This is a genomic window from Collinsella ihumii (assembly GCF_030385545.1).
In the GTDB taxonomy this organism is placed as follows: domain Bacteria; phylum Actinomycetota; class Coriobacteriia; order Coriobacteriales; family Coriobacteriaceae; genus Collinsella; species Collinsella ihumii.
Genome location: NZ_JAUEIQ010000010.1, coordinates 73,269 through 95,599 on the forward strand (window position 1 = coordinate 73,269; position 22,331 = coordinate 95,599).

Below are 22,331 nucleotides of genomic sequence, written 5' to 3' on the forward strand. Positions count from 1 at the left end.
ATATATGTTGGGGAAGACCCGATTCGGCCATGTGCCGGATCGGGTCTTTTTTGTGTGTCGGTATGTGTGGAAGCACGTGGCGTGTTTGTGGGCGCGCGGCTGTTTGTTTTGGGTCGCGGGCATGCGGAGTGGGGTGTTCGCGCAGGTAGAGAGCCTGGCGAGGACATCAAAAAGTACGCATAAATTGATCGTATTGGACAATACAACACTCGGGCTGCGGTAGATGGAGCCATACCGTGTCGGCGCGTGAGGTCGCCCTTGACGCCAACATCTTCCTGCTGCCCCCGGTCGTCCTATGTGGCGGGGGATTCATTGCGAAAGGCAGACTTTCGGAGGCCTCCAATTAAGGGGCGCACGTCTGCAACCAGACGGGGAAGATTGTCTCATTATGCAGTTGCGCAACATGTGCGGAAACGGCGAACAGCGCCATTCTTCGCGAGGGTAGCAGACTCCCGGCGAGTTCGATCCGATGCTTCAACGGTTCGTTTTGCATTTCTAGAAGAGATTGAGTGCGTGTATCGAAAACGCTTCGTCCAATTACCGCACCTTGCCACGGAACAGCTCGTCATGCGATCCCATGCGGACGAGACGGATTATCGGGTTCGTCTTGTGGGGGACGTAGAGGACGATCACATCTGTTTTGCCGTCGGAGAGATGGAAATCAATATGCCCGTTGTAGTTTCCTCCGGGGTTTTGCAGCACGTGGGGCCGGTACTGTTCCGAGACGCTGCCCGTCTGCATGAGTTCGCGGACGGCGGCCCGGAATTCAGGTTTCAGCTCGGGGTGCTCGCGCATCACGCGCCGGTAGTCAGTCTGGAACTGCGGTTCGAGTTTGACCTCATACACGGTTACTCCCCCTGGCCGTCGAGGAACGAGATGAGTTCGTCTGCATCGGTGAAGCCGGGGGCGTCATCGGGGATAAGGCCGAGGGCCTTGGCTTCTGCAGCGACGAGTGCGCGCCTCGTTTTCTCGGTGGGCTCGGGCTCGGGCGCGACGATGTCGAACGGCACACGCCGGGTGATGCAGAGCTGGCGCGCGGCGAGGTTAAAGTAGCCGCTCAGCGACATGCCGATGGAGTCGAGAATTTCGACGGTCTGGCGCTTAACGTCGTCATCAAGTGTGATGGTGGTTGTACTCATGGTCAGCTCCTTCTACTAGAATATTTTAACTATATAGCAATCTACCCTATAATCGATATGCATATGCATTAATAACAACCATTGAGCTGATTTACAGCCCACATCACCACTCAGGCGATGGACGACAGGCTCCGCGAAATGGTCGAGGACGACTTCTGCGATCGCCATGCCTTCGAGGAGCGGATGGAGATGCCGATCGAGGCGGAGGCCTCCGTCTGTCGCGACCGCAAGGTCGCCAAGATCGTGCGCGACGCCCGCTTCAGGCCCCCCACCTGCGTCGAGGGCGTCGCGTTCCCGAGGGAGCGAAAGCTCGGCCGCAGCCGCGTCGCCCGCCTCTCGGCGTGCGAGCGGGTCGAGGCCTGCGAGGTCGTCGCCATGATCTCGAAGATGGGGTGCGACAAGAACTTCCTCGGGCGGACGCTCGGTGACGCTGTGTGCCGCGGGCTGTTCACCGCGTGCTACGCCAGGTTGGCCGACATGATGGGTGACCTGAACCGGTGCCGATCCACCGGTGATGGTGGCCACTGCGAATGTATGGACCTGTACAAAACGGTGCAGTTGCTCATAGCGGATGACTTCCCGACCGCGCCGATCTCGATGCGGAGCGCCATGGACCTCTTCGAGATCATGGAGGCCAGGGAAGGGCACGCGGCCGCTCATCGCCTCCCAGCCCGAGCCCGACGAGTGATGCCTCAGGATCGAGGGCGAGCTGACGGCCGACACCATCCTCAACAAGATGGCGACCGGAACGCGCCGCATCGACCTCGACGGGCCGAACATGCGCGAGTACTTCGCGAAGCGGAGGAAGCCGCATCGGTACCAGGGGAGCCTACTCGCGGTACCGTTCGAGCTGATTGGCGTTACCAGATTGGGCTACTGCTCGATTTCGGTTGCTTCCAGCATGTAGGCGCCTCCTGTAGATAGCGCTTGGCCCCGGGGACTTGCAAGCAGCGGTCGCACCGGGGCACTCGTTAGCTTGATACCACTGATATGGGGTGTCAATCACTTAGCCGATTGTTCATTGAAGTCGGCGCGTGAGATCGCCCGTGATGCCATTACATTTCTGGGCAGGCGGTGCTCCATGTTCCAGAATCGGTGAACTTCGATTCGCATGCGCTTGGCGGACGTAGCTGCCGTCGCGCGCGGCAGTATATACAAAATGAATTGTTGGCATAAGACTATTTTGATAATCCAACAGTCAAGGACATGGGTGATTATATTTAGCGATATCAGCCGACAACCTGCTGATTCTTAGTTCTTGAAAACAAGTTTTGAAAGCCTCTGCTGCGCAATCGCCTTCTTCGGACGCGAAAGGGCCAGCTCACCGTCTTGTTTTCATCACCCGTTTTCTAGACTGTTAGATTTGATAAAACGAGGACCGCAACAGACTTCGCTGAGGATCCCGGAGCATCTCAACAGCCAATACGCATCAGTTTGCCTTATGCGTTCGCATAAGGCAAACTCGTTTCATTGCCAGTTTATGCGAACGCATAAGGAGTCCTCATGATCCCGCTTTCCGACACAGCCGACCTTGGCCGCCTTATCAGAGACGAGCGAAAACGGCAGCACATGACCCAAACGGAACTTGCGGATGTGTCGGGCGTGGGGATCACGTATCTCTCGCAGCTGGAAAACGGCAAGGAGACCGCCGAGATAGGCAAAGCCCTCAACGTGCTGACGATGCTGGGTATGGATCTGTATGCAGAGCGGAGGGCGTGATGGGGCAGCGGGGTCGCAACCGAGCATCGCTTCTGAGAGCGATGTTCAAAAGGGCTTGTAGGCCTATCCGAAGCTACCGTTAAGAGCGCGGTGGGGAAATCGCGCCGCAAAACCGCAGGACAGAGGGGGTTACTATATTCAGAAAATGAATTTGGTATCAAATCGGGAAGTATAGATGGGAAACGGCCATATCTGACAAGTCTGTGACCTGCGGGTTCTCTGCTTGGTTTATCTCAGGGGGCCCGGGAGGCGCCTCCGATTCGCCCAAAAGCGGCCCTTATTGCCCAAGAGTTGATACCAAATTCAAAACGAAGTGCTCTCGCACCTTGCTAAAACCTTTTACCAAGGTGCGGTTTCGTGCACGGGCGGGTACAGCGATTCCCTCACGCGTTTCGGAAGCCCCAAACCACGAAAAGCCCCGCCCCGGCGGCATCAGGCGCTCCGGAGGCGGGGACGGTCCTCAATCTCACCAAAGCAAAAACTAATAAGCCGCGACAACCCGCGCGGGCAGGCCGGTAGCACCCTCGATGCGCGGCCAGCTCACGAACACGATGGCACCGGTCGCCGGCACCTTGTCGAGGTTGTCCATCACCTCGACCTGCAGGTGGCCGTTGTCGAGCACCCAGCGCTCGCAGGCGAGGTCGCCTGCCTCGGCGGCAAGATAGCTCGCGTCGGTGTCGAACGTCTCATGGCCGTTCATGGCGATATCGCGCTCGTTGTAGAGGAACTGCAGCGCCTCCATGGACCATCCGGGGCAGTGCTCGCCGCCCTCGTCGTCAAAGTTGTTGAGCGCATCGTTGTCGGGCCAGCGCTTCGACCAGTCGGTGCATAGCGCCACGAACGCGCCGGCGGGGATGCGACCGTGCTCGGCCTCCCATGCCTCGATGTCAGCGACTGTAATGGCCACGTCAGGCCCCTCTGCCGCAATCTTGGGCGTAAGGTCGATCACGACGAGCGGCATGACCATATCGTTGGCACCGTATGCCTCCGCACCGGCGGCGCCGGGCGTGAAGTGGTTGGGGAAGTCGACATGCGTACCGAACTGACCGGGGAACTTATAGGTATGGATGCGGCAGGAGAGCATCTCCTCGTCGTAGTCGAATACGGTGCGGCAGAGCTCCACCGACCCCGCCGGGATACCCGCCCAGTACGGGCTGTCATCGGTAAGCGGATGGGAAAGCTCCACCCAGGTGGCGTTCTTCAGCTTGTCGAGTTCGGTCCACAGGCTCATGGGTCGTCCTTTCTCTTGCGAAACGGGCACAACATCGGCCCCTGATCACGATGGTAGCAGGCGTGTGTTTCCGAATCGATTCCCGCCCTGAGAAGGGGCGGCGTGTTTAACGATGTCCTTGGGAAACACTGACTTAAGGTTTTCACCACGGGGCCGATGTCACAGAGCGGACGCTTTGACACGCTATAGGGGGTCTGCAAATTGCTGTTAGCGTGTCAGACCGTCCGCTCTGTGTCATCGGCCCCAGTCTGGGAAACGCTGTTCGATCCGTCTCGCCCCAGCCGGTCCGGCGGGCGGCCGGCGCCAACGGGATGCCCAGGGCGGGGTGCATGCCGCCCGCGGCCCCCAGCGGCGGTTTCGGGCGGAAGTATCGCTGAAAAATCGACGTTATGAGCGGGTTGATTCCGGACCCGCCGGAAACGGCGCCATCCGCTCCGGCGTTTCCGCAGGTCGCGGCCGCGCGGCGGGTGCGGATTCATCGGCCCTCGGATCCCACCCGCTCATAACGTCGATTTTTCAGCAATTCTGGGCGGCGGAGCCACCTCTGGGCGCCTTCCGGGGCCGATATGGGTTGGAACGAACCCGTCCCCAACCAACCCATTGCGCAGGGTCGGTGCTGCGGGCCCGATGCGCCAAAAAGAGGGCGGCCCGGATTCACTTCCGGACCGCCCCAGCGCTCCAACAATACCCTTGCGGGCAGGGAACGCCTCGTTACGCGAAGTACGCTACGCCGCTCTCGAAGATTGGCATGAACTTGTTGCCCGGGACGTTGGCGTACAGGCCCTCGCCGCGGCGCTCGACATGGCCCATCTTGCCGAAGACGCGCCCGTCGGGCGAGGTGATGCCCTCGATGGCGGCAACCGATCCGTTCGGGTTCACGTCGAGGTTCATGGAGGGCACGCCGGCTTCGTCCACGTACTGCGTGGCGATCTGACCGCCCGCCACGAGCTTGGCGAGCACTTCGTCGTTGGCGACGAAGCGGCCCTCGCCGTGGGAGATGGCGACGGTGTAGACGTCGCCGGGCGTGCAGGCGGAAAGCCAGGGCGACAGGTTGCTCGCCACGCGCGTGCGCACCAGGCGGCTCTGGTGACGGCCGATGGTGTTGAACGTCAGCGTGGGCGCATCCGGCGTGGCGTCGACGATGTCGCCGTAGGGCACGAGCCCCAGCTTCACGAGCGCCTGGAAGCCGTTGCAGATGCCGAGCATCAGGCCGTCGCGGCTCTGCAGCAGCTCGCGTACCGCCTCGGTGACCTCGGGCGCGCGGAAGAACGCCGTGATGAACTTGGCGGAGCCGTCGGGCTCGTCGCCGCCGGAGAAGCCGCCCGGGATCATGACGATCTGGCTCTCGCGGATGCGGCGCGCCAGCTCGCGCGTGCTCTCGGCGACCGCCTCGGGCGTGAGGTTGTTGATGACGAACGTGTCGGCCACCGCGCCTGCGGCACGGAAGGCGCGTGCGGTGTCGTACTCGCAGTTGTTGCCCGGGAACACGGGGATGATCACACGCGGGCGTGCGAACTTCTCGCCTGTGTACACATGCGGCGCGGAAGCCCTGAAGGTGACAGGCTCCACTGTGGGAAGCTGCGAGGCCTCGTCGGCAGGCGTGCGGTAGGGGAACACGCCCTCGATGGCGCTCTCCCAGACCTCCTGCAGCTCAGCGAGGTCGATGGTTTCGTCGGCGGTGTCGAGCACGTACGCCTCGACCGTGGTGCCGATAGGCTCGATCACGAGGTCGTCGGGCGCGCCGGCGAGCACCTCGTCGGCGTCGTCGGAAAGCTCGACGATGAAGCTGCCGTACATCGGCTCGAACAGGCTGTCGATGTCGACGTCCTCGGCGAGCTCCAGGCCGATCTGGTTGCCGAGGCACATCTTGAACAGCGCCTCGGCGCTGCCGCCGTAGCCCGGCGTGGAGATGGCGAGCGCACAGCCCGCGTCGGCGAGCTTCTCGACGAGCTTGAACGTGTCGAGCAGCTGGGCGGCGTCGGGGCGCCAGTCCTCGCCGTAGACGGACGGGGCGATGCGCACCACGCGGTGCGTGATGCCCTTGAACTCGGGTGACACGGCGCCGGAGGCCTCACCCACGGCCACGGCGAACGAGACGAGCGTGGGCGGCACGTCGAGGTCCTCGAACGAGCCGGACATGGAGTCCTTGCCGCCGATGGCGCCGATGCCGAGGTCGACCTGCGCCATGAGGGCGCCGAGCACCGCCGCGACGGGCTTGCCCCAGCGCTCGGGCTCGGTGCGCAGGCGCTCGAAATACTCCTGGAACGTGAGGTAGGCGTCCTCGTGCGCAAAGCCCGCGGCCACGAGCTTGGAGACGGACTCGACGACCGACAGGTACGCGCCGGCGAACTGGTCGGCTTCCATCAGGAAGGGGTTGAAGCCCCATGCCATGGCGGACGCCGTGGTGGTCTCGCCGTCCACGGGGAACTTGGCGACCATGGCCTCGGCCGGCGTGAGCTGCGTGCGCCCGCCGAAGGGCATGAGCACGGTCGCCGCGCCGATGGTGGAGTCGAAGCGCTCGGAGAGGCCCTTGTTGGAGCACACGTTGAGGTCTCCGACCAGGTTCCTCATGCGTTCGGACAGCGTCTCGCCGCCCCAGGCCGGCTGCCACACGGAGCGGGCGCCGACATGTGCGGCCTGGTGCTTGGGGGCGCCGTTGGAGGCGAGGAACTCACGGGTGAGGTCGACGATGGCCACGCCCTGCCACGCCATGCGGACGCGCGGCTCATGGGTGACCTCGGCGATGACGTTGGCCTCGAGGTTCTCCTCGGCGGCATAGCCCATGAACTCGTCGACGTCGTCCTCGGCCACGGCCACGGCCATGCGCTCCTGGCTCTCGGAGATGGCAAGCTCGGTGCCGTCCAGGCCCTCGTACTTCTTGGTCACCTGGTCCAGGTCGATGTACAGGCCGTCGGCAAGCTCGCCCACGGCGACAGACACGCCGCCCGCGCCGAAGTCGTTGCAGCGCTTGATGAGGCGGCACGCGTCGCCGCGGCGGAACAGGCGCTGCAGCTTGCGCTCCATCGGGGCGTTGCCCTTCTGGACCTCGGCGCCGTCCTTCTCGATGGACTCGACGTTGTGCGCCTTGGACGAGCCGGTGGCGCCGCCGATGCCGTCACGGCCGGTGCGGCCGCCGAGCAGGATGATCTTGTCGCCGGGCGCGGGGCACTCGCGGCGCACGTGGTCGGCGGGCGTGGCGCCCACGACGGCGCCGATCTCCATGCGTTTGGCCACGTAGCCGGGGTGATAGAGCTCGGAGACCTGGCCGGTTGCCAGACCGATCTGGTTGCCGTAGGACGAATAGCCCGCGGCGGCGGTGGTCACGAGCTTGCGCTGCGGCAGCTTGCCGGCGAGCGTGTCCGCCACCGGGACGGTGGGGTCTGCGGCGCCGGTGACGCGCATGGCCTGGTAGACGTAGCTGCGGCCTGACAGCGGGTCGCGGATGGCGCCGCCGATGCAGGTCGCCGCGCCGCCGAACGGCTCGATCTCGGTCGGGTGGTTGTGGGTCTCGTTCTTGAACAGGAACAGCCAGTCCTGGTCCTCGCCGTCCACGTCGACGGTCACCTTGACTGTGCAGGCGTTGATCTCCTCGGACTCGTCGAGGTTCTTGAGCTGGCCGGTCTTCTTCAGGTACTTGGCGCCGATGGTGCCCATGTCCATGAGGCACACCGGCTTCTCGTCACGGCTGAGCTCATGGCGGATCTCCATGTAGCGGTCGAAGGCGGCCTGAACCACGGCGTCATCGATCGCGACCTCGTCGAGCACGGTGCCGAAGGTGGTGTGGCGGCAGTGGTCGGACCAGTAGGTGTCGATCACGCGGATCTCGGTGATGGTGGGATCGCGATGCTCGCCGCGGAAGTACTGCTGGCAAAACGCGATGTCGGCCTCGTCCATGGCCAGGCCCAGATCGGAGATCATCGCGGACAGGCCCGCCTCATCGAGTTCGCAGAAGCCGTGGAGCACCTCGACCGGTTCGGGATCGGGGATCTCGGTGGTGAGCGTCTCGGGCTTGTCGAGCGAGGCGATGCGCGCCTCGACCGGGTTCACCACGTAGTGCTTGATGGCCTCGATGTCGGCATCGGAAAGCTCGCCGGTGAGGATGTAGACCTTGGCGGAGCGCACGGTCGGGCGCTCGCCTTGGGAGATCAGCTGGATGCATTCGCTTGCGGAGTCGGCGCGCTGGTCGAACTGGCCGGGCAGAAACTCCACGGCGAACACGGTGGCACCGGGCACCTCGGGCAGCTCATCATAGGTGACGTCGACCTGGGGCTCGGAGAACACCACAGGCGTGCAGCGCGCGAATAGCTCCTCGTCGGCGCCCTCGACGTCGTAGCGGTTGAGGAGGCGAAGCCCCTCGAGGCGCGTGACGCCGAGGATGCTCACGAGCTCGGACTTGAGCTGCGAAGCTTCGACGTCAAAGCCCGGCTTCTTCTCCACATAGATGCGTTGGACCATTGATTCCTGCCTTCCTGTGCAGATGCGGTCATGTTCCGCGGGCAGCGGATGCCGGATGGCGCGCAGGCGCCCGGTACCTTCAGCCATGCGGTTTGATAACCCTTTCATGATACGACAGATGCTACGGGCACGGTGCGCCCGCACGGACATTCGCGCGGAGAGCCCATGCGGTGCCCGGTGTTTCACGGGGATGAGCCGGAGCAGATGTATCTGCAAGGCGGGATTTCGGATAGTCAAGGACGGTGGCCACTCGCAGATCTCGCAAAGGTCTGGGAAAACCGCATTTCACCCTTGCCGTACGGCATACGCGTGCTGGAACATCAATACACTTATGAAGAAGATGAAGAGCCCCTGTTTGCCATATTGATAGAGCGTTTGATCGGCGGCATGTTGTCACCATCATGGCGCGCTTTGGAAAGGGCGGAGAAAGCATGAGAACGATTCGGGCAGTGTCGCCTAAGTTGTCGAACGTTCCCGATGCGGTATACCTCGCCCTCGCCGTCGGATATCTTGCGCAGGTTTGCGTGGGGCTTGTCAATCTCTCCGGTCAGGATCTTTTCCTGTCGGGTTTTGTGGCGTGGAGCATCGACCTTGATTTTCCCGCCTACCATGTTGTCGTTCGACTGACGGCTCTTCTCGTCTGCACGCTTTGGTGGCGCTCGTACCGCGTGAGGACGTGGGGCTCGGCTTCTGCCACGCGATTGTTTGTGTATGCGCTGCTATCTGCAGCGCATATCGGTTCGGCGCCGACAGCTGCCTGCGGCATGGTTGCGGTCACTGGAATCTTGCGCGTGCTGACGTTGGGCGTGCTGGTTTGCGACGTGGTGACAATTGCGAAGGGGCGTGGACCGCGCTTCTTGATGACTGCGGCGACCACCCTTTTCATAGGGCTGTTCGTTCTCCTCCTCCTTGGCGGAATGTCGGCGTATTACGTGGTCGGATTCGGTTTTGCGTGCCGAGCGATTTCTATTGGTGCGGGACGGAGGCGCGCTCAGCCGCTTGACGGTCAAATTCGCTATGTGCTGCACGTGCCCGATATCATGCTGCGGAGCCTCCCGCTGCTCATGCTTTGCGCTGCATATGGTGAGGTCGCACATGCGGTGAACGCCACGGCACAAATGCCGTGGGGAGCGGAATCGCATCCGTATCTTTTCATCGTTCTCAGAGCGCTGCTGGTGGTCATGCCGATGACCCTGTCTTCTCGCTATTGGCACGTTGAGGTGGACGGCGCATCGGTTCTGCGCACGTTTTGCTGTGTGGCGGTGTGGACGTTTGGAATCGAAGTGGCGCGATTCTGCGGCGGGCACGACGCCGCGCTTGTTCATGCGGCTCTTTCGTTAGTGACGGTAGCGATGATGCGGCTTGCCGTACATGGCGAGTCTGACGGGATTGACGCTCCGGCGGTTGCGCGCGCCCTCATACTGCTTCCCGTATATTCAGTTGCGGCGATGCTTCTTACGTCCGCGCTCTATGCGGCGACGACGCGCGATATCCTGAGCTGCGGAATTGTGTTTTTGGCCTTGTATGCAATAGGAATGCTTGCGTTACGTCGTCGTTCCGATGGCTGCGTTGATGATCCTGATCACGTTGAGGGAACGGCCGGGCCGGATGGAGAGGGCGCTGATGGGTCGCGTGTGCAATGGATGAGGGAAAACTGGGCGCTGTCTTCCGGAGAAGCTCGAGTTTTGTCCTGCATCGGTGACGGACAATCGCTCGCGGCTACCGCGCGGAGCCTTGGCCTGGCAAAGTCGACCGTGGCGAGCTATGCGTCGCGCGCCTATGTAAAGCTCGGTGTGAAGAACCGGGCCGAGGCGATCGATAAGATGACGAGAGACATCCCACAAGATGCCGTTTCGCTTTACATCGAAGATCGTACGCCCGAATGGCACAAGGGGGCATCGAAGAACCTCGTTTCACCAAGGGAAACGCTGGTTCCAGAGAATACGACGCGCGTTGGGCAAGCCCTTTCCGCTGCGGCGGTGATAGCGCTGGCGGTTTCATGGCTTGCTGCGGCGATGCGCGTAGTTTCGCTGCAGGGGGCCTCCTACTTCCGCGCTATTGCAGAGCAGGTGCCGGTCGGTCTTATGCTTCTCGTGATTGCGTGCTCGATATTTGGTAGGGACTTTGTTTTCGCGAAGCGCGCGGGAGGCAAGATTATCACGGGTGACAGTGCTGGTCGATTCCGCCTCATGGGATGCTTTGGGTGCTGTCTGCTGCTCTGCCTGGTGGTATGGGTATTGCTGCTTCCAGAGGATCGACCCTTGGATACGCAAGATGCCGTGCGCAACCTCTTTGACATATCGCATGTGCGCTCGGGGATAAGCCTGCTGGCTGCACTGGTGTCGATTGCTCTCATAGGATTCCACGCCACCTTTGTGATCCGCACGAATGCGCTTGTGTTACGCCATGCTTGTTGGGCTTGGATCGCCTCCATCCCTTCTGCCTTTATCGCCCTGCTGATCGCGGGAGCGCTTGGCGCTTCAGACATGTTCGTTTCGGTCGCGTGTATCGCCCTGTCTGGAATGTGCTCGATTGCGGCTCGCCTCATCGCTTGCGGCGGGATTGACAGCGTCCAAGGCGGGATTGACTGTGCGGACAAGACCGCATCGCCCACAGGTTCGATGCCGTGCCGTCTCACGGAATGGAAGCGCATCGATGCGCTTCGGCAGTTCGCCTTGCTTGCATGTGGAATGTGGGAGGGGTGCGTCGGATTGGCGATTGCCCGGGGTGGGGTGCCGTTTCGCTCGGATATCGGCTCGTTGCTCGTTGCATGCGTCATTGGATTGATGACCCGCATCGTCATGCTTCTCCTTCAGGGTCGGCTGGCTCAGACGAGCCTGCTCCGCACGCGCCCAGCGCTCGTTTCCCTGTTGGCGGTCCCATGCGCGCTCATCTTTTTAGGCGCATCAGGCGGCTTCATCGATGCTTTTGGATGGGGAATCATATCCATTGCGATGATGGGGGCCGTGCTTCAGGGTGCCCTTGCATTCGAGAGTATGCCTCAGGGCGCAGGGCGGGCGGTCATGCTTCCGATGCTGATTCCCCTTCTTGTAGGTGTCGCAGCCTCTCCATTCGCAACGCTTGTTCTCGGATGGTTTGCCGGAAGCGCCGGCAATGCGGTGTATGTGCTGTTCTCGCTTGCGGTGCCCATGGGATGCTGGGCGCTGGTTTCCTTGTTGAGAGAAGAGGGCGTGCGCAGCGATTTAGTGAGGCGTGGTCGGGCGGCGCTCGTCGAGATCGCCCAGCAGGCAGGCCTTTCTCGGGCGGAGGCTGAAGTCGCGGTATCGTACGCCAGTGGAACTCGGACAAACGGCATCGCATCAGACAGGTTTGTCAGCAAGAACACCGTGAAGTCCCAGCTTCGATCGGCATATCGCACGCTGGGTGTTCATTCTAGAAATCAGCTTGCCGAGGCATTGCTGTACATGGTCGAACAGGGTCGTCGATGAGCCCTTGCATCATAGAGATGTGTTTGCGCGGCAGAATGAGTGGAGATCTCGCTTAAGGGGGCAGATGATGAAACGTGCGAAATCGATCATAGGGATTCTTATCGCCGTCGCCATTGTTATCGGTTTCGGCGCCATGGCCCGCGACGTGCTTGCGCCCGCGCGGCAGACGTGGGAGCCGCCTACCGTTTCCGAAGAGCAGCTGGTACGTGAGATTGCTCAGAGCGAGAAGTTTCGCGAGACGATGCAGATCGTGTTCGAGCAGGCTTCCGAACGGGACGTTCAGGTCCTGGATGACGAAGGTGACGACATCACGGCTCAGTTTGTCGAGCGCCACGTCCAGGCGTATCGTCAGCGTGATTGGGAGGCGCTGGCAACCGGGTTGATCGATGAGGCGGGACAGGTGATGTGGACGGGTGAATAGCCTCGGAATGAGCGGGGCGCGAGCGGGTATTCTTAGACTGTCGACAACACGAGAGGAAACCCCATGCGCTTCATGACCATCGATCTGCCGCGTCAGGACTACGGCGACAAGGTGGCGACGCTCACCTGCTATCTCCAGGACAACATCCCCGCTCAGGCGGGTCGGCTGCGCCCCGCGGTGATCATCTGCCCGGGCGGCGGGTACCACATGTGCTCCGAGCGCGAGGGCGAACCGGTGGCGCTCGCGTTCGCGGCGCGCGGGTTCCAGGCGTTCGTGCTCGACTACACCGTGCTCGATCCGGCGGAGGCCGCCCAAGACAAGACGCTTCTGCCCTATGCGCTGCGCGACCTGGCGCACGCGGTGCTCGAGGTGCGCGAGAACGCCGAGCAGTGGGACATCGACGAGGACCGTATCGTGCTCGCGGGCTTCTCCGCCGGCGGGCACCTGGCCGCCGTGTACGCCTCGGTCGCCCATGACTGGCCGTTCGCGCTGGAGATGGGCCGGCTCGGGCGCGACCTGTCCGTATCGGCGCAGATCCTGGGGTATCCGGTGATCGACTTCTCCTGCGGCTGGCCGAATGACGACGTGTACGCGCAGGCGCTGACCGACGACGCCGGATACGCTGCGGCGCAGATGCTGGTGGGGAAGGACACGCCGCGCACGTTCATCTGGCACACGGCCGACGACGGCTTCGTCTCGGTGTCCAACACGCTGGTGTACGTCGAGGCGCTCACTAGCGTGGGCGTGGACGTCGACTGCCACATCTTCCACCATGGCCGCCACGGCCTGTCGCTCGCGACCGACCAGACCGGCGCCGACGAGGAGCACGTGGATGCGCACGTGGCGCGCTGGCTCGACCTGGCGCTCGAGTGGCTGGACGAGGGCTGATGCCGATGTATCGCATGACCGACGAAGAGTTCGAGGGCGTCGTGGCCGATGCTCTCGACGAGATTCCCGACCATCTGTTCGAGGCGCTCGACAACGTGATCGTGACGGTTGCCGACGAGCCGAACGACGACCAGCTCACCGCGATCGACAGCGATCTGGCCGAGGTGTGCGACGACGAGCTGCTCGGCCTGTACGACGGCATTCCCTTGACCGAGCGCGGCGTGTATTACGGCGAAGGCGACGTGCCCGACGTGATCACTATCTTCAAAGGGCCCCATGAGCGGTGCTTCGAGGAGCGCGAGGCCATCCACGCCGAGGTTCGCAAGACCGTGATCCACGAGATCGGCCATTTCTTCGGCAAAGACGAGGCGGTTCTCGAGGCGATGGGCTATTAGGCGCCCATTTCTGACGGTTACGCCCCTTATCCCTCGGTCGCGCTCGGCGCCTTCCAGGGCTGGATGAGGCCCACCGGGAACGCGGCGAAGGCGACGCCGATGGCCGCCGAGCTCGTGGTCTCGTGCGCGCAGACCAGGCCGATGCCGTAGACGGCGAGCACGCAGGCGAGGGCCGTCTCGATGTAGATCCACACGCCGGCCACCAGAACGTTGAGCGACAGCCCGTGATGGCGTGCGGGAAGCGCGCCCTGCATCTTGTAGATGTGCATCATGAATGCCGTGCGCAAGCCGGCGGCAAGGCAGGCCGCCGCGAGGGTGACCAGGTTGAACGGCGATCCGGAGAAGACGGCGAACGCCGAGGCGCCGGCGACCAGCACGTAGACGACGGCGGTGAGAATCCAGGCCATAGTGCTCCTTGAGATGTGCGGACCCATAAAGTAGTAGACCATTCTAGGTTCCCTTTGATGCGCGGGAATTGTTATGCGTACCATAATGGTGACGTGATTACGGGGCGCAGGGCTCCGAATCGCATGGATCTCCGACGCCTGCTCGCGCCTTTGGAGCAAACAGCCCCCGCTTATTCATGAATAAGCGGGGGCTGTTTCGGTAAAGCCGCAGGTCGCTCAAGATCGACTACGTACTTTTTCATGAATTCCGGCGGATGGGCCATTTGACCCATCCGAGCAGCGTCTGCCTAGTCGTTCTTCTCGGCTCCGTCGGCCCAGGAGGCGACGTCCTCGATGCGGATGACGCTCGCGACGGACTCCACCGCGTCGAGCGCCTCGAGCGCGGCGCGCGCGGCCGCCATGTCGCGCTCGCGCGCCGTGTGCGTCAGGAACACGACCGAGCAGCGGCTGCCGTCGCCGTCCTGCAGCTGGTTGATCTGCGAGATCGAGATGCCGTGCGCGGCGAAGGCGTCGACCACCGGCGCCAGCGTGCCCACCTCGTCTTTCACGAGCAGGCGCACGTAGTAGCGGGTCTCGAGCTCATCGATGGGGCGCAGCGGCAGCACGCGCTGGTAGGGCTCGATCTCCGCCTGGACCTTGTCGTTGTGGGAGATGGCGTCGGCGAGCGCCAGCACGTCGCCCACCACGGCCGACGCGGTGGGGAACGAGCCCGCGCCGGCGCCGTAGAACATGGTCTCGCCCACGGCGTCGCCCACCACGTACACGGCGTTCATCGCGCCGCTCACGCTGGCGAGCATGTGGTCGGCGGGGATCATCGTGGGGTGCACGCGCACGTCGACCCCGTCGGCGGTGTTGCGGGCGATGCCCAGGAGCTTCACCACGTAGCCCAGGCTCTTCGCCTGCGCGATGTCGGCGGCCGACACGTTGCGGATGCCCTCCTGGAACACGTCGTCGGTCGTGACGCGCGTGTGGAAGGCGATGGAGGACAGGATCGCCACCTTGCTCGCGGCGTCGAAGCCGTCGACATCGGCCGTGGGGTCCGCCTCGGCGTAGCCCAGGCGCTGCGCGTCGGCGAGTACCTCGGCGAAGTCGAGGCCCTCGGATGCCATGCGCGTGAGGATGTAGTTCGTCGTGCCGTTTAGGATGCCGGCCACGGTCAGGATCTCGTTGCCCACGAGCGCGTGCTCGAGCGCGTTCACGATGGGGATGCCGCCGCCCGCCGAGGCCTCGCAGCGGATCTGGACGCCGTGCTCGGCGGCGAGCTTGGCCAGGCGCTCCACATGGCGGCCGAGCAGCGCCTTGTTGGCGGAGACCATGTGCTTGCCGGAGGTCAGCGCCGCCTCGAAGATCTCGGTGGCGGGGTGGTCTCCGCCGATGAGCTCGATCACGATGTCGATATCGGGGTCGGCGACGACGTCGTGCCAGTCGGTCGTGAAGTTCTCCGGCGCGATGCCGAGCTCGGCGGCGCGGCCGGGCTCGAGCGCGCTGGCCTTCTTGAGGCGCAGGTCGATGCCGTAGGCCTTGAGGTACTCGTCGCGATGGCGCTCGATGAGGCGGGCAACGCCGCCGCCCACGGTGCCCAGGCCGATGAGGCCGACGTTTACGGTGCGTGCGGTGCTGTCCATAGGTGCTCCTTCGCTTGGATTGATGTTCTTGGGAAATACCGATCAATTCATTCCGCGCCGGTCGGCCCCGTGGCGGGCGCCTGCGGGCTCAGGCTGCGTCGGCGCAGCGCAACTGCGCCTTCCTCGCCTTCGCCCGCATCCGCCTCGCCACGGAACCGACCGCCGCGAAAGCAATCGATCGGTGTTTCCTTGTCATTCTAACGACGGCGTTGTGTGCCGCATACCCATTTGAGCGGCCCGGCGCCCAAATGTCTTTTAGGCACGCGCGCGCGTAACCAAGATGTAACACAGGGGGTCTGCATGATAAGGGCGCCAAAACCGCAGGTCGACTTTAGTGCGAGCAAGCACTCACCTGCGCGGACACGCCCTTTTGTCAAAAGCCACCTTACGTTTTTTACACAAAACGAGTAAGGTAAACCGAACCACGAGACGCGAGATTTCGGGAAGATGGCCTCTCGGCTCGCCGTGGCATCTGTAGGGGATAACGCAGGGCCGATGAGGCCCGGCTTCATGTGAGAGGAGAAGCACATGTCGAGCCGTATTTTCAATCCGTCGATGAGCCGTAGGACCCTGGTCGCGGGCCTCGTCGGCCTGAGCGCCGCGGGCGTGCTCGCCGGTTGTTCCAACGACGACAGCTCGTCGTCCGCCGGCAGCTCGTCGGGCTCCGCGTCCGGCGCCACCTTCAAGATCGGCGGCATCGGACCCACCACCGGCGCTGCGGCCATCTACGGCAACGCGGTGAAGAACGGCGCCCAGATCGCTGTCGACGAGATCAACGCCGAGGGCGGCGACATCCAGTTCGAGCTCAACTTCCAGGACGACGAGAACGACGCCGAGCGCTCCGTCAACGCCTACAACAACCTCAAGGACTGGGGCATGCAGATCCTCATGGGCACCGTCACCACCACCCCGTGCGTGGCCGTGTCCTCCGAGACCAACGCCGACAACATGTTCCAGATCACCCCGTCCGGCTCCTCGACCGACGTCATCGGCGGCCAGCCCGACGCGGACGGCAACATCTCCACGCCGCGCAAGGAGAACGTCTTCCAGATGTGCTTCACCGACCCCAACCAGGGTGCGGCCTCTGCGCAGTACATCTCCGAGCAGGCGCTTGGCACCAAGATCGCCATCATCTACAACAACTCCGACACCTACTCCACCGGCATCTACAACAGCTTCAAGGCCGAGGCCGAGGCCGACGGTCTGGAGATCGTGTCCGAGACCACCTTCACCGATGACTCCGCGACCGACTTCTCCGTGCAGCTGAACGACGCGAAGAACGCCGGTGCCGACCTGGTGTTCCTGCCGATTTACTACACCCCGATCTCGCTGATCCTCACCCAGGCCAACCAGATGGGCTATGCGCCCAAGTGGTTCGGCGTCGACGGCATGGACGGCCTGCTGACCGTCGAGGGCTTCGACACCTCGCTCGCCGAGGGCTGCATGCTGCTGACCCCGTTCGTCGCCACCGCCGAGGACGAGGCCACCCAGGACTTCGTCGCCAAGTTCGAGGAGGTCGCCAGCGAGACCCCCAACCAGTTCGCCGCCGACGCCTACGACTGCATCTACGCGCTGAAGAGCGCGCTCGAGCAGGCTGGTGTCACCCCCGATACGGACTACTCCGACATCTGCGACGCGCTCGTCGAGGTCTTCACTTCCGGTGACTTCTCGTTCACGGGCCTCACCACCGCCGGCGAGGCTGCCACCTGGTCCGATACCGGCGAGATCTCCAAGCAGCCCATGGGCATGGTCATTCAGGACGGCGTCTACATGCCGCTCGATGCCTAAGGCTTAACGCATACGTACGGATTGAGCGGAGGCTGCCTGCCGCAGGGCGGCCTCCGCTTTCGGTTTATGAATTGGAAGAAAGGAGGGGCCATGGAAGTTCTCGCCAACATCATCAACGGCGCGAGCCTGGGCAGTGTGTACGCCATCATCGCCTTGGGCTACACCATGGTGTACGGCATCGCCAAGATGCTCAACTTCGCGCACGGCGACGTCATCATGGTCGGTGCCTACATCTGCTTTTGCGCCGTGAGCTACCTGGGGCTCCCAGCTCTCGCGGGTGTTCTGCTCTCGGTCGTCGGCTGCACGGTGCTCGGTATCTTGGTCGAGCGTCTCGCCTACAAGCCCCTGCGCAACGCCCCGTCGCTGAACGTGCTCATCACCGCCATCGGCGTGAGCTACTTTCTGCAGAACGCGGCGCTCATCATCATGGGCTCCGACCCCAAGTCGTTCTCGTCCATCATCGCCCTGCCTGCGCTGCAGCTCTTTGACGGTCGTCTCACCATCAGCGCCACCGCCGTGATCACCATCCTGGCCTGCGTGGTCATCATGGTCGCGCTCACGCTGTTCACCGGTAAGACCAAGATGGGCAAGGCCATGCGCGCCTGCTCCGAGGATCGCGACGCCGCACAGCTCATGGGCATCAACGTCAACTCGACGATCTCCATGGTGTTCGCCATCGGCTCCGGTCTGGCGGCCATCGCGGGCGTGCTGATGTGCTCCGCCTACCCGACGCTGATGCCCACCACGGGCTCCATGCCGGGCATCAAGGCGTTCACCGCGGCCGTCCTGGGCGGCATCGGCTCCATCCCCGGAGCGGCGCTCGGCGGCATCCTGCTCGGCATCATCGAGATCCTGGCGCGCGCCTACATCTCCACGCAGCTCGCCGACGCCGTGGTGTTCGCGGTGCTCATCGTCATGCTGCTCATCCGTCCCGCCGGCCTGCTCGGCAAGCAAGTGAACGAGAAGGTGTAGGTGGGAACATGGGTATCAAGGCATTAAAGCCCCAGACGCGCTCCACGATCATCACCTACGCGATCGTGATCGTGGCGTTCGTGGCCGTCACCCTGCTCGACGGCATGGGCCTCATCTCCAACTCGCTGTCCGGACAGCTCGTCCCCATCTGCGCCTACGTGTCGCTGGCCGTGTCGCTGAACCTCGTCGTCGGCGTGTCGGGCGAGCTCTCGCTGGGCCATGCGGGCTTCATGAGCGTGGGCGCCTTCACCGGCGTCGTCGTCGCCGGCTGCCTGGCGCGCATGGGCGTCGAGTCCGAGATCCTGCTGTTCGTGGGCTCCGCGGTGGTCGGTGCGATCGCTGCGGGCATCATCGGCTTTCTGGTCGGCATCCCGGTCATGCGCCTGCGCGGCGACTATCTCGCTATCGTGACCCTGGCGTTCGGCGAGATCATCAAGAACCTGCTGAACAACTTCTATATCGGCGTTGACGACGCGGGCCTGCACTTCTCCATGACCGACACGGCGTCGCTCGGCATGAACCAGGGCGTCATCCTCGTCAACGGCCCCAAGGGCGCGGTCGGCATCGACAAGATCTCGACGTTCGTGCTCGGCATCCTGCTCGTGCTCGTCACCGTCGCCGTCGTGCTGAACCTCATGCACAGCCGCGACGGCCGCGCGATCATGGCCGTGCGCGACAACCGCATCGCCGCCGAGAGCGTGGGCATCAACGTCACCAAGTACCGCCTCATGGCCTTCACGGTCGCCTCCGCGCTGGCGGGTGCTGCGGGCGTGCTGTACGCCATGAACTACTCCACGATCACGCCGTCGCAGTTCGACTTCAACCAGTCGATCCTCATCCTCGTGTACGTGGTGCTCGGCGGCATGGGCAACATCTCCGGCTCCATCGTCTCGGCCGCGTTCCTCACGGTCCTGCCCGAGGTTCTGCGCCCGATCAACAACTACCGCATGCTCATCTACGCCGTCGTGCTCATCCTCGTAATGGTCGTGCCGCACACCAAGATCTACCAGCGCCTGGCCGATGCGGTCCGCAGCCGCCTGCGCAAGGGGCCCAAGGCGCCCGCCGTTGCCGTGGAGGGCGGTGAGGCCGATGAGTAAGTTCAGCGATTTCGCCCGCGCCCGCCGTGAGAACACCAAGATGGTCCCGGTGCCGAGCGTGTCGATCATGCCCGAGCGCGATCTCGGCCGCGCGCCTGCGCTCGAGTGCCTGCACCTGGGCATCGACTTCGGCGGCCTGAAGGCGGTCGACGACTTCAACATCACCGTCGGCCGTACCGAGATCTGCGGCCTCATCGGCCCCAACGGCGCCGGCAAGACCACGGTGTTCAACCTGCTCACCAAGGTCTACCAGCCCACGCGCGGCACCATCATGGTCGACGGCCACGACACCGCCGGCATGAACCCGGCGCGCGTGAACCAGCTCGGCGTGGCGCGCACGTTCCAGAACATCCGCCTGTTCAACACGTTGACGGTGGAGGAGAACGTCGCCGTGGGCCTGCACAACCAGCACCACTGCGGCATGGCGACGAGCATCCTGCGCCTGCCCCACCACTGGAAGAGCGAGAAGTTCTACCACGAGCGCGCGCTCGAGCTGCTCGACATCTTCGACATGGCGGGCCTGGCCGACCATGAGGCGGGCAGCCTGCCCTACGGCGCCCAGCGCCGCTTGGAGATCGTGCGCGCGCTCGCCACGAACCCCAAGCTGCTGCTGCTCGACGAGCCCGCGGCGGGCATGAACCCGTCCGAGACGGCTGAGCTCATGGAGAACATCGTCAAGATCCGCGACCAGTTCCAGATCGCGATCATGCTCATCGAGCACGACATGAACCTCGTCATGAACATCTGCGAGGGCATCTGCGTGCTGAACTTCGGCAAGATCATCGCCAAGGGCACGCCCGAGGAGATCCAGCAAAACGACGCGGTCATTGAGGCCTATCTGGGCAAGCAGAAGGAGGCTGAGGCATAGTGCTGTCCGTCTACAACATCAACGTGTGGTACGGGGCGATCCACGCCATCAAGAACGTCTCCTTCGAGGTGAACGACGGCGAGATCGTGGCGCTCATCGGCGCGAACGGCGCCGGCAAGTCCACGACCCTGAAGACCCTCTCCGGCCTGCTGCGTTCGCGCTCGGGCTCCATCAAGTTCATGGACGAGGACATCATGCACATGTCCGCCGAGAAGATCGTGGAGCACGGGCTCGTGCACGTACCCGAGGGTCGTCGCATCTTCCAGCAGATGACGGTGGAGGAGAATCTCGACATGGGCGCCTACACGCAGCCCAAGGAGACCATCGCCGACAACCTCGAGCGCGTCTACGCGCACTTCCCGCGCCTTGAGGAGCGCCGTCGCCAGATCGCCGGCACGCTGTCGGGCGGCGAGCAGCAGATGCTCGCCATGGGGCGCGCGCTCATGGCCAACCCCAAGCTGCTCATGCTCGACGAGCCGTCGATGGGCCTCGCGCCCATTCTCGTCGAACAGATCTTCGAGATCATCCAGGCGCTGCACAAGGCGGGCACTACGATCCTGCTCGTCGAGCAGAACGCCCAGGCGGCGCTGTCCATCGCCACGCGCGGCTACGTGATGGAGACCGGCAAGGTGACGCTGACCGGCACCGGTCAGGAGCTTTTGCACAACGACGACGTGCGCAAGGCGTACCTCGGAGGCTGATACGCCTGCCACCCGCCGCGACACGCGCCCCCAGCAGCCCGATTCCGGGCGGCTGGGGGCGCGTTTTTGGTGTGCGTGTGCCCGCGGCTGTCCTCATGGGGCGGCGGCGGGCGTTTTTCGTGAGGGTAGGGGCGTGCGCTTGGAGGGCGCTGGCGCGGGCGAGGGCCTGCTCGGCATCGGTGCCGGTGTCGTGTTGCGCCAGCGCCGGTGCCGATGCCGTGCCGCCGTTCGCCCTTGACCGCGGCGAGCGCGCCGACTCGCGCTACACTGTCGGAAAGAGGCGGGAGGTCGCGATGGTTCCGTACTGGTTGGTGTTGACGATCGCGCTGGCTATCTGCTGGGTCGCCGACCAGAAGGACGACCCGCACTGAGGCCGGCCCTGCCGCTTTGCCGATCGACATGAGGAAAGGATCCAGATGAGCGACATCCTGCGCGAGTTTTGCGCCGAGAACTTCACGGACGTGCCGGCTGCCATCGAGGCGGGCGCGCGCCGTATCGAGCTGTGCGATAACCTGGCCGTGGGCGGAACCACGCCCTCGCTCGGCGTGGTGGAGCAGACGGTGGCCTATGCTCACGAGAACGGTGCCCGCGTCATGTGCATGATCCGTCCGCGCGGCGGCGATTTCGTCTACAGCGATGTCGAGCTCGCCATGATGGAGACCGATATCTTCTCGGCATGCGAGGCGGAGGCCGACGGCATCGTGTTCGGCTGCCTGCTCGGCGACGAGCAGCAGGGCTATAGGCTGGACGAGGAGGCCTGCGCGCGTCTGATGACCGTGGCCGAGAGCGCGGCGGACGCCTTCGAGCTCGAGCATCTGGACGTGACGTTCCACATGGCCTTCGACGCGCTGCCGCCCGAGGCCCAGAAGCCCGCGATCGATGCCCTCGCCGAGCTCGGCGTCACGCGCATCCTCACCCACGGCGGCGTGGCCGGAACCCCCATCATGGGCAACATCGACCGCCTGCGCGAGCTCACCGAGTATGCAGCCGGCCGCCTCATCATCCTGCCGGGTGCCGGTATCACCTACGAGAACGTGGGCGAGGTTGTCTCCGGTATCGGCGCGCCCGAGGCCCATGGAACCAAGATCGTCAACATCCGCTAGCTGAGGCGTGACGGCAAGACAGAGGAAGGGTCACCCCGGGGCGGCTAACCGACTGCCCCGGGGTGACTATTTC

General features: G+C 63.6%; 20 protein-coding genes. 14 read left to right on the forward strand and 6 right to left on the reverse strand.

What is annotated here, in order from left to right; genetic code table 11:
* Positions 1 to 537: 537 nt before the first annotated feature.
* A complete protein-coding gene (locus QVN30_RS09940) occupies positions 538 to 846 on the reverse strand; it encodes a type II toxin-antitoxin system RelE/ParE family toxin (protein WP_289836250.1) in 309 nt (102 codons plus the stop codon).
* A gap of 2 nt (positions 847 to 848) precedes the next feature.
* On the reverse strand, positions 849 to 1,139 hold the full coding sequence (locus tag QVN30_RS09945) for a type II toxin-antitoxin system RelB/DinJ family antitoxin (RefSeq protein WP_204562956.1): 291 nt from the start codon (positions 1,137 to 1,139) through the stop codon (positions 849 to 851).
* Between the two features lie 138 nt (positions 1,140 to 1,277).
* On the opposite strand from QVN30_RS09945, the gene QVN30_RS09950 reads away from it, so the two are divergent.
* Entirely contained in the window at positions 1,278 to 2,063 is a 786-nt protein-coding gene (locus QVN30_RS09950) for an ATP-binding protein (protein WP_492207453.1), read from the forward strand.
* 579 nt (positions 2,064 to 2,642) lie between these two features.
* Positions 2,643 to 2,858 (forward strand): helix-turn-helix domain-containing protein, encoded by a 216-nt coding sequence (locus QVN30_RS09955; RefSeq protein ID WP_187119135.1) that lies wholly within the window; start codon positions 2,643 to 2,645, stop codon positions 2,856 to 2,858.
* A 481-nt stretch (positions 2,859 to 3,339) separates the two neighbouring features.
* Here QVN30_RS09955 and QVN30_RS09960 read toward each other — a convergent pair whose 3' ends face one another.
* Together QVN30_RS09960 and QVN30_RS09965 are read right to left on the reverse strand one after the other, a co-directional pair.
* On the reverse strand, positions 3,340 to 4,089 hold the full coding sequence (locus tag QVN30_RS09960) for a cyclase family protein (protein WP_204562954.1): 750 nt from the start codon (positions 4,087 to 4,089) through the stop codon (positions 3,340 to 3,342).
* Between the two features lie 711 nt (positions 4,090 to 4,800).
* Complete coding sequence (locus tag QVN30_RS09965; protein WP_289836263.1) at positions 4,801 to 8,544, reverse strand: phosphoribosylformylglycinamidine synthase; 3,744 nt, start codon at positions 8,542 to 8,544, stop codon at positions 4,801 to 4,803.
* A 165-nt stretch (positions 8,545 to 8,709) separates the two neighbouring features.
* On the opposite strand from QVN30_RS09965, the gene QVN30_RS09970 reads away from it, so the two are divergent.
* The 5 genes from QVN30_RS09970 to QVN30_RS09990 all read left to right on the forward strand — a co-directional run bounded on the left by QVN30_RS09970 (position 8,710) and on the right by QVN30_RS09990 (position 13,697).
* Positions 8,710 to 8,979 carry a hypothetical protein gene (locus QVN30_RS09970; protein WP_289836251.1) on the forward strand — a complete coding sequence of 90 codons (270 nt, stop codon included), beginning with the start codon at positions 8,710 to 8,712 and terminating at the stop codon, positions 8,977 to 8,979.
* A complete protein-coding gene (locus tag QVN30_RS09975) occupies positions 8,946 to 11,993 on the forward strand; it encodes a LuxR C-terminal-related transcriptional regulator (protein WP_289836252.1) in 3,048 nt (1,015 codons plus the stop codon). Before QVN30_RS09970 ends, QVN30_RS09975 begins: the two co-directional genes overlap by 34 nt.
* A gap of 64 nt (positions 11,994 to 12,057) precedes the next feature.
* Positions 12,058 to 12,414, forward strand: coding sequence for a hypothetical protein (locus QVN30_RS09980; protein WP_087202295.1), 357 nt, complete (start codon positions 12,058 to 12,060; stop codon positions 12,412 to 12,414).
* Between the two features lie 63 nt (positions 12,415 to 12,477).
* Entirely contained in the window at positions 12,478 to 13,302 is an 825-nt protein-coding gene (locus QVN30_RS09985) for an alpha/beta hydrolase (protein ID WP_066833258.1), read from the forward strand.
* Entirely contained in the window at positions 13,302 to 13,697 is a 396-nt protein-coding gene (locus QVN30_RS09990) for a metallopeptidase family protein (RefSeq protein ID WP_289836253.1), read from the forward strand. The genes QVN30_RS09985 and QVN30_RS09990 overlap by 1 nt, the downstream gene beginning before the upstream one ends.
* Before the next feature lie 26 nt (positions 13,698 to 13,723).
* On the opposite strand, the gene QVN30_RS09995 is transcribed toward QVN30_RS09990, so the two are convergent.
* The gene (locus QVN30_RS09995; RefSeq protein ID WP_087202299.1) at positions 13,724 to 14,104 is read right to left on the reverse strand and encodes a hypothetical protein; all 381 of its coding nucleotides are present in this window, start codon (positions 14,102 to 14,104) and stop codon (positions 13,724 to 13,726) included.
* 287 nt (positions 14,105 to 14,391) lie between these two features.
* Entirely contained in the window at positions 14,392 to 15,729 is a 1,338-nt protein-coding gene (locus QVN30_RS10000) for a homoserine dehydrogenase (protein ID WP_204541531.1), read from the reverse strand.
* Between the two features lie 528 nt (positions 15,730 to 16,257).
* Here QVN30_RS10000 and QVN30_RS10005 point away from each other — a divergent pair.
* The 7 genes from QVN30_RS10005 (at position 16,258) to QVN30_RS10035 (ending at position 22,258) form a co-directional block, all read left to right on the forward strand.
* Entirely contained in the window at positions 16,258 to 17,517 is a 1,260-nt protein-coding gene (locus QVN30_RS10005; RefSeq protein WP_239283464.1) for an ABC transporter substrate-binding protein, read from the forward strand.
* A 90-nt stretch (positions 17,518 to 17,607) separates the two neighbouring features.
* Positions 17,608 to 18,489 carry a branched-chain amino acid ABC transporter permease gene (locus QVN30_RS10010; RefSeq protein WP_204541529.1) on the forward strand — a complete coding sequence of 294 codons (882 nt, stop codon included), beginning with the start codon at positions 17,608 to 17,610 and terminating at the stop codon, positions 18,487 to 18,489.
* A gap of 8 nt (positions 18,490 to 18,497) precedes the next feature.
* Positions 18,498 to 19,586, forward strand: a complete 1,089-nt coding sequence (locus QVN30_RS10015; RefSeq protein WP_204562948.1) for a branched-chain amino acid ABC transporter permease — start codon at positions 18,498 to 18,500, stop codon at positions 19,584 to 19,586.
* Entirely contained in the window at positions 19,579 to 20,454 is an 876-nt protein-coding gene (locus tag QVN30_RS10020; RefSeq protein ID WP_289820616.1) for an ABC transporter ATP-binding protein, read from the forward strand. The genes QVN30_RS10015 and QVN30_RS10020 overlap by 8 nt, the downstream gene beginning before the upstream one ends.
* On the forward strand, positions 20,454 to 21,155 hold the full coding sequence (locus tag QVN30_RS10025) for an ABC transporter ATP-binding protein (protein WP_204562946.1): 702 nt from the start codon (positions 20,454 to 20,456) through the stop codon (positions 21,153 to 21,155). The genes QVN30_RS10020 and QVN30_RS10025 overlap by 1 nt, the downstream gene beginning before the upstream one ends.
* Positions 21,156 to 21,334: 179 nt before the next feature.
* On the forward strand, positions 21,335 to 21,526 hold the full coding sequence (locus tag QVN30_RS10030; protein ID WP_289836254.1) for a hypothetical protein: 192 nt from the start codon (positions 21,335 to 21,337) through the stop codon (positions 21,524 to 21,526).
* A 45-nt stretch (positions 21,527 to 21,571) separates the two neighbouring features.
* Entirely contained in the window at positions 21,572 to 22,258 is a 687-nt protein-coding gene (locus tag QVN30_RS10035; protein WP_289836255.1) for a copper homeostasis protein CutC, read from the forward strand.
* The last annotated feature ends 73 nt before the right edge of the window (positions 22,259 to 22,331 follow it).

Bases quoted from the DNA above. Each gene is read 5' to 3' on its own strand.
- QVN30_RS09945 (WP_204562956.1), bottom strand. From the start codon at position 1,139: ATGAGTACAACCACCATCACACTTGATGACGACGTTAAGCGCCAGACC.
- QVN30_RS09950 (WP_492207453.1), top strand. From the start codon at position 1,278: ATGGTCGAGGACGACTTCTGCGATCGCCATGCCTTCGAGGAGCGGATG.
- QVN30_RS09955 (WP_187119135.1), top strand. From the start codon at position 2,643: ATGATCCCGCTTTCCGACACAGCCGACCTTGGCCGCCTTATCAGAGAC.
- QVN30_RS09960 (WP_204562954.1), bottom strand. From the start codon at position 4,089: ATGAGCCTGTGGACCGAACTCGACAAGCTGAAGAACGCCACCTGGGTG.
- QVN30_RS09965 (WP_289836263.1), bottom strand. From the start codon at position 8,544: ATGGTCCAACGCATCTATGTGGAGAAGAAGCCGGGCTTTGACGTCGAA.
- QVN30_RS09970 (WP_289836251.1), top strand. From the start codon at position 8,710: ATGCGGTGCCCGGTGTTTCACGGGGATGAGCCGGAGCAGATGTATCTG.
- QVN30_RS09975 (WP_289836252.1), top strand. From the start codon at position 8,946: ATGGCGCGCTTTGGAAAGGGCGGAGAAAGCATGAGAACGATTCGGGCA.
- QVN30_RS09980 (WP_087202295.1), top strand. From the start codon at position 12,058: ATGATGAAACGTGCGAAATCGATCATAGGGATTCTTATCGCCGTCGCC.
- QVN30_RS09985 (WP_066833258.1), top strand. From the start codon at position 12,478: ATGCGCTTCATGACCATCGATCTGCCGCGTCAGGACTACGGCGACAAG.
- QVN30_RS09990 (WP_289836253.1), top strand. From the start codon at position 13,302: ATGCCGATGTATCGCATGACCGACGAAGAGTTCGAGGGCGTCGTGGCC.
- QVN30_RS09995 (WP_087202299.1), bottom strand. From the start codon at position 14,104: ATGGCCTGGATTCTCACCGCCGTCGTCTACGTGCTGGTCGCCGGCGCC.
- QVN30_RS10000 (WP_204541531.1), bottom strand. From the start codon at position 15,729: ATGGACAGCACCGCACGCACCGTAAACGTCGGCCTCATCGGCCTGGGC.
- QVN30_RS10005 (WP_239283464.1), top strand. From the start codon at position 16,258: ATGTCGAGCCGTATTTTCAATCCGTCGATGAGCCGTAGGACCCTGGTC.
- QVN30_RS10010 (WP_204541529.1), top strand. From the start codon at position 17,608: ATGGAAGTTCTCGCCAACATCATCAACGGCGCGAGCCTGGGCAGTGTG.
- QVN30_RS10015 (WP_204562948.1), top strand. From the start codon at position 18,498: ATGGGTATCAAGGCATTAAAGCCCCAGACGCGCTCCACGATCATCACC.
- QVN30_RS10020 (WP_289820616.1), top strand. From the start codon at position 19,579: ATGAGTAAGTTCAGCGATTTCGCCCGCGCCCGCCGTGAGAACACCAAG.
- QVN30_RS10035 (WP_289836255.1), top strand. From the start codon at position 21,572: ATGAGCGACATCCTGCGCGAGTTTTGCGCCGAGAACTTCACGGACGTG.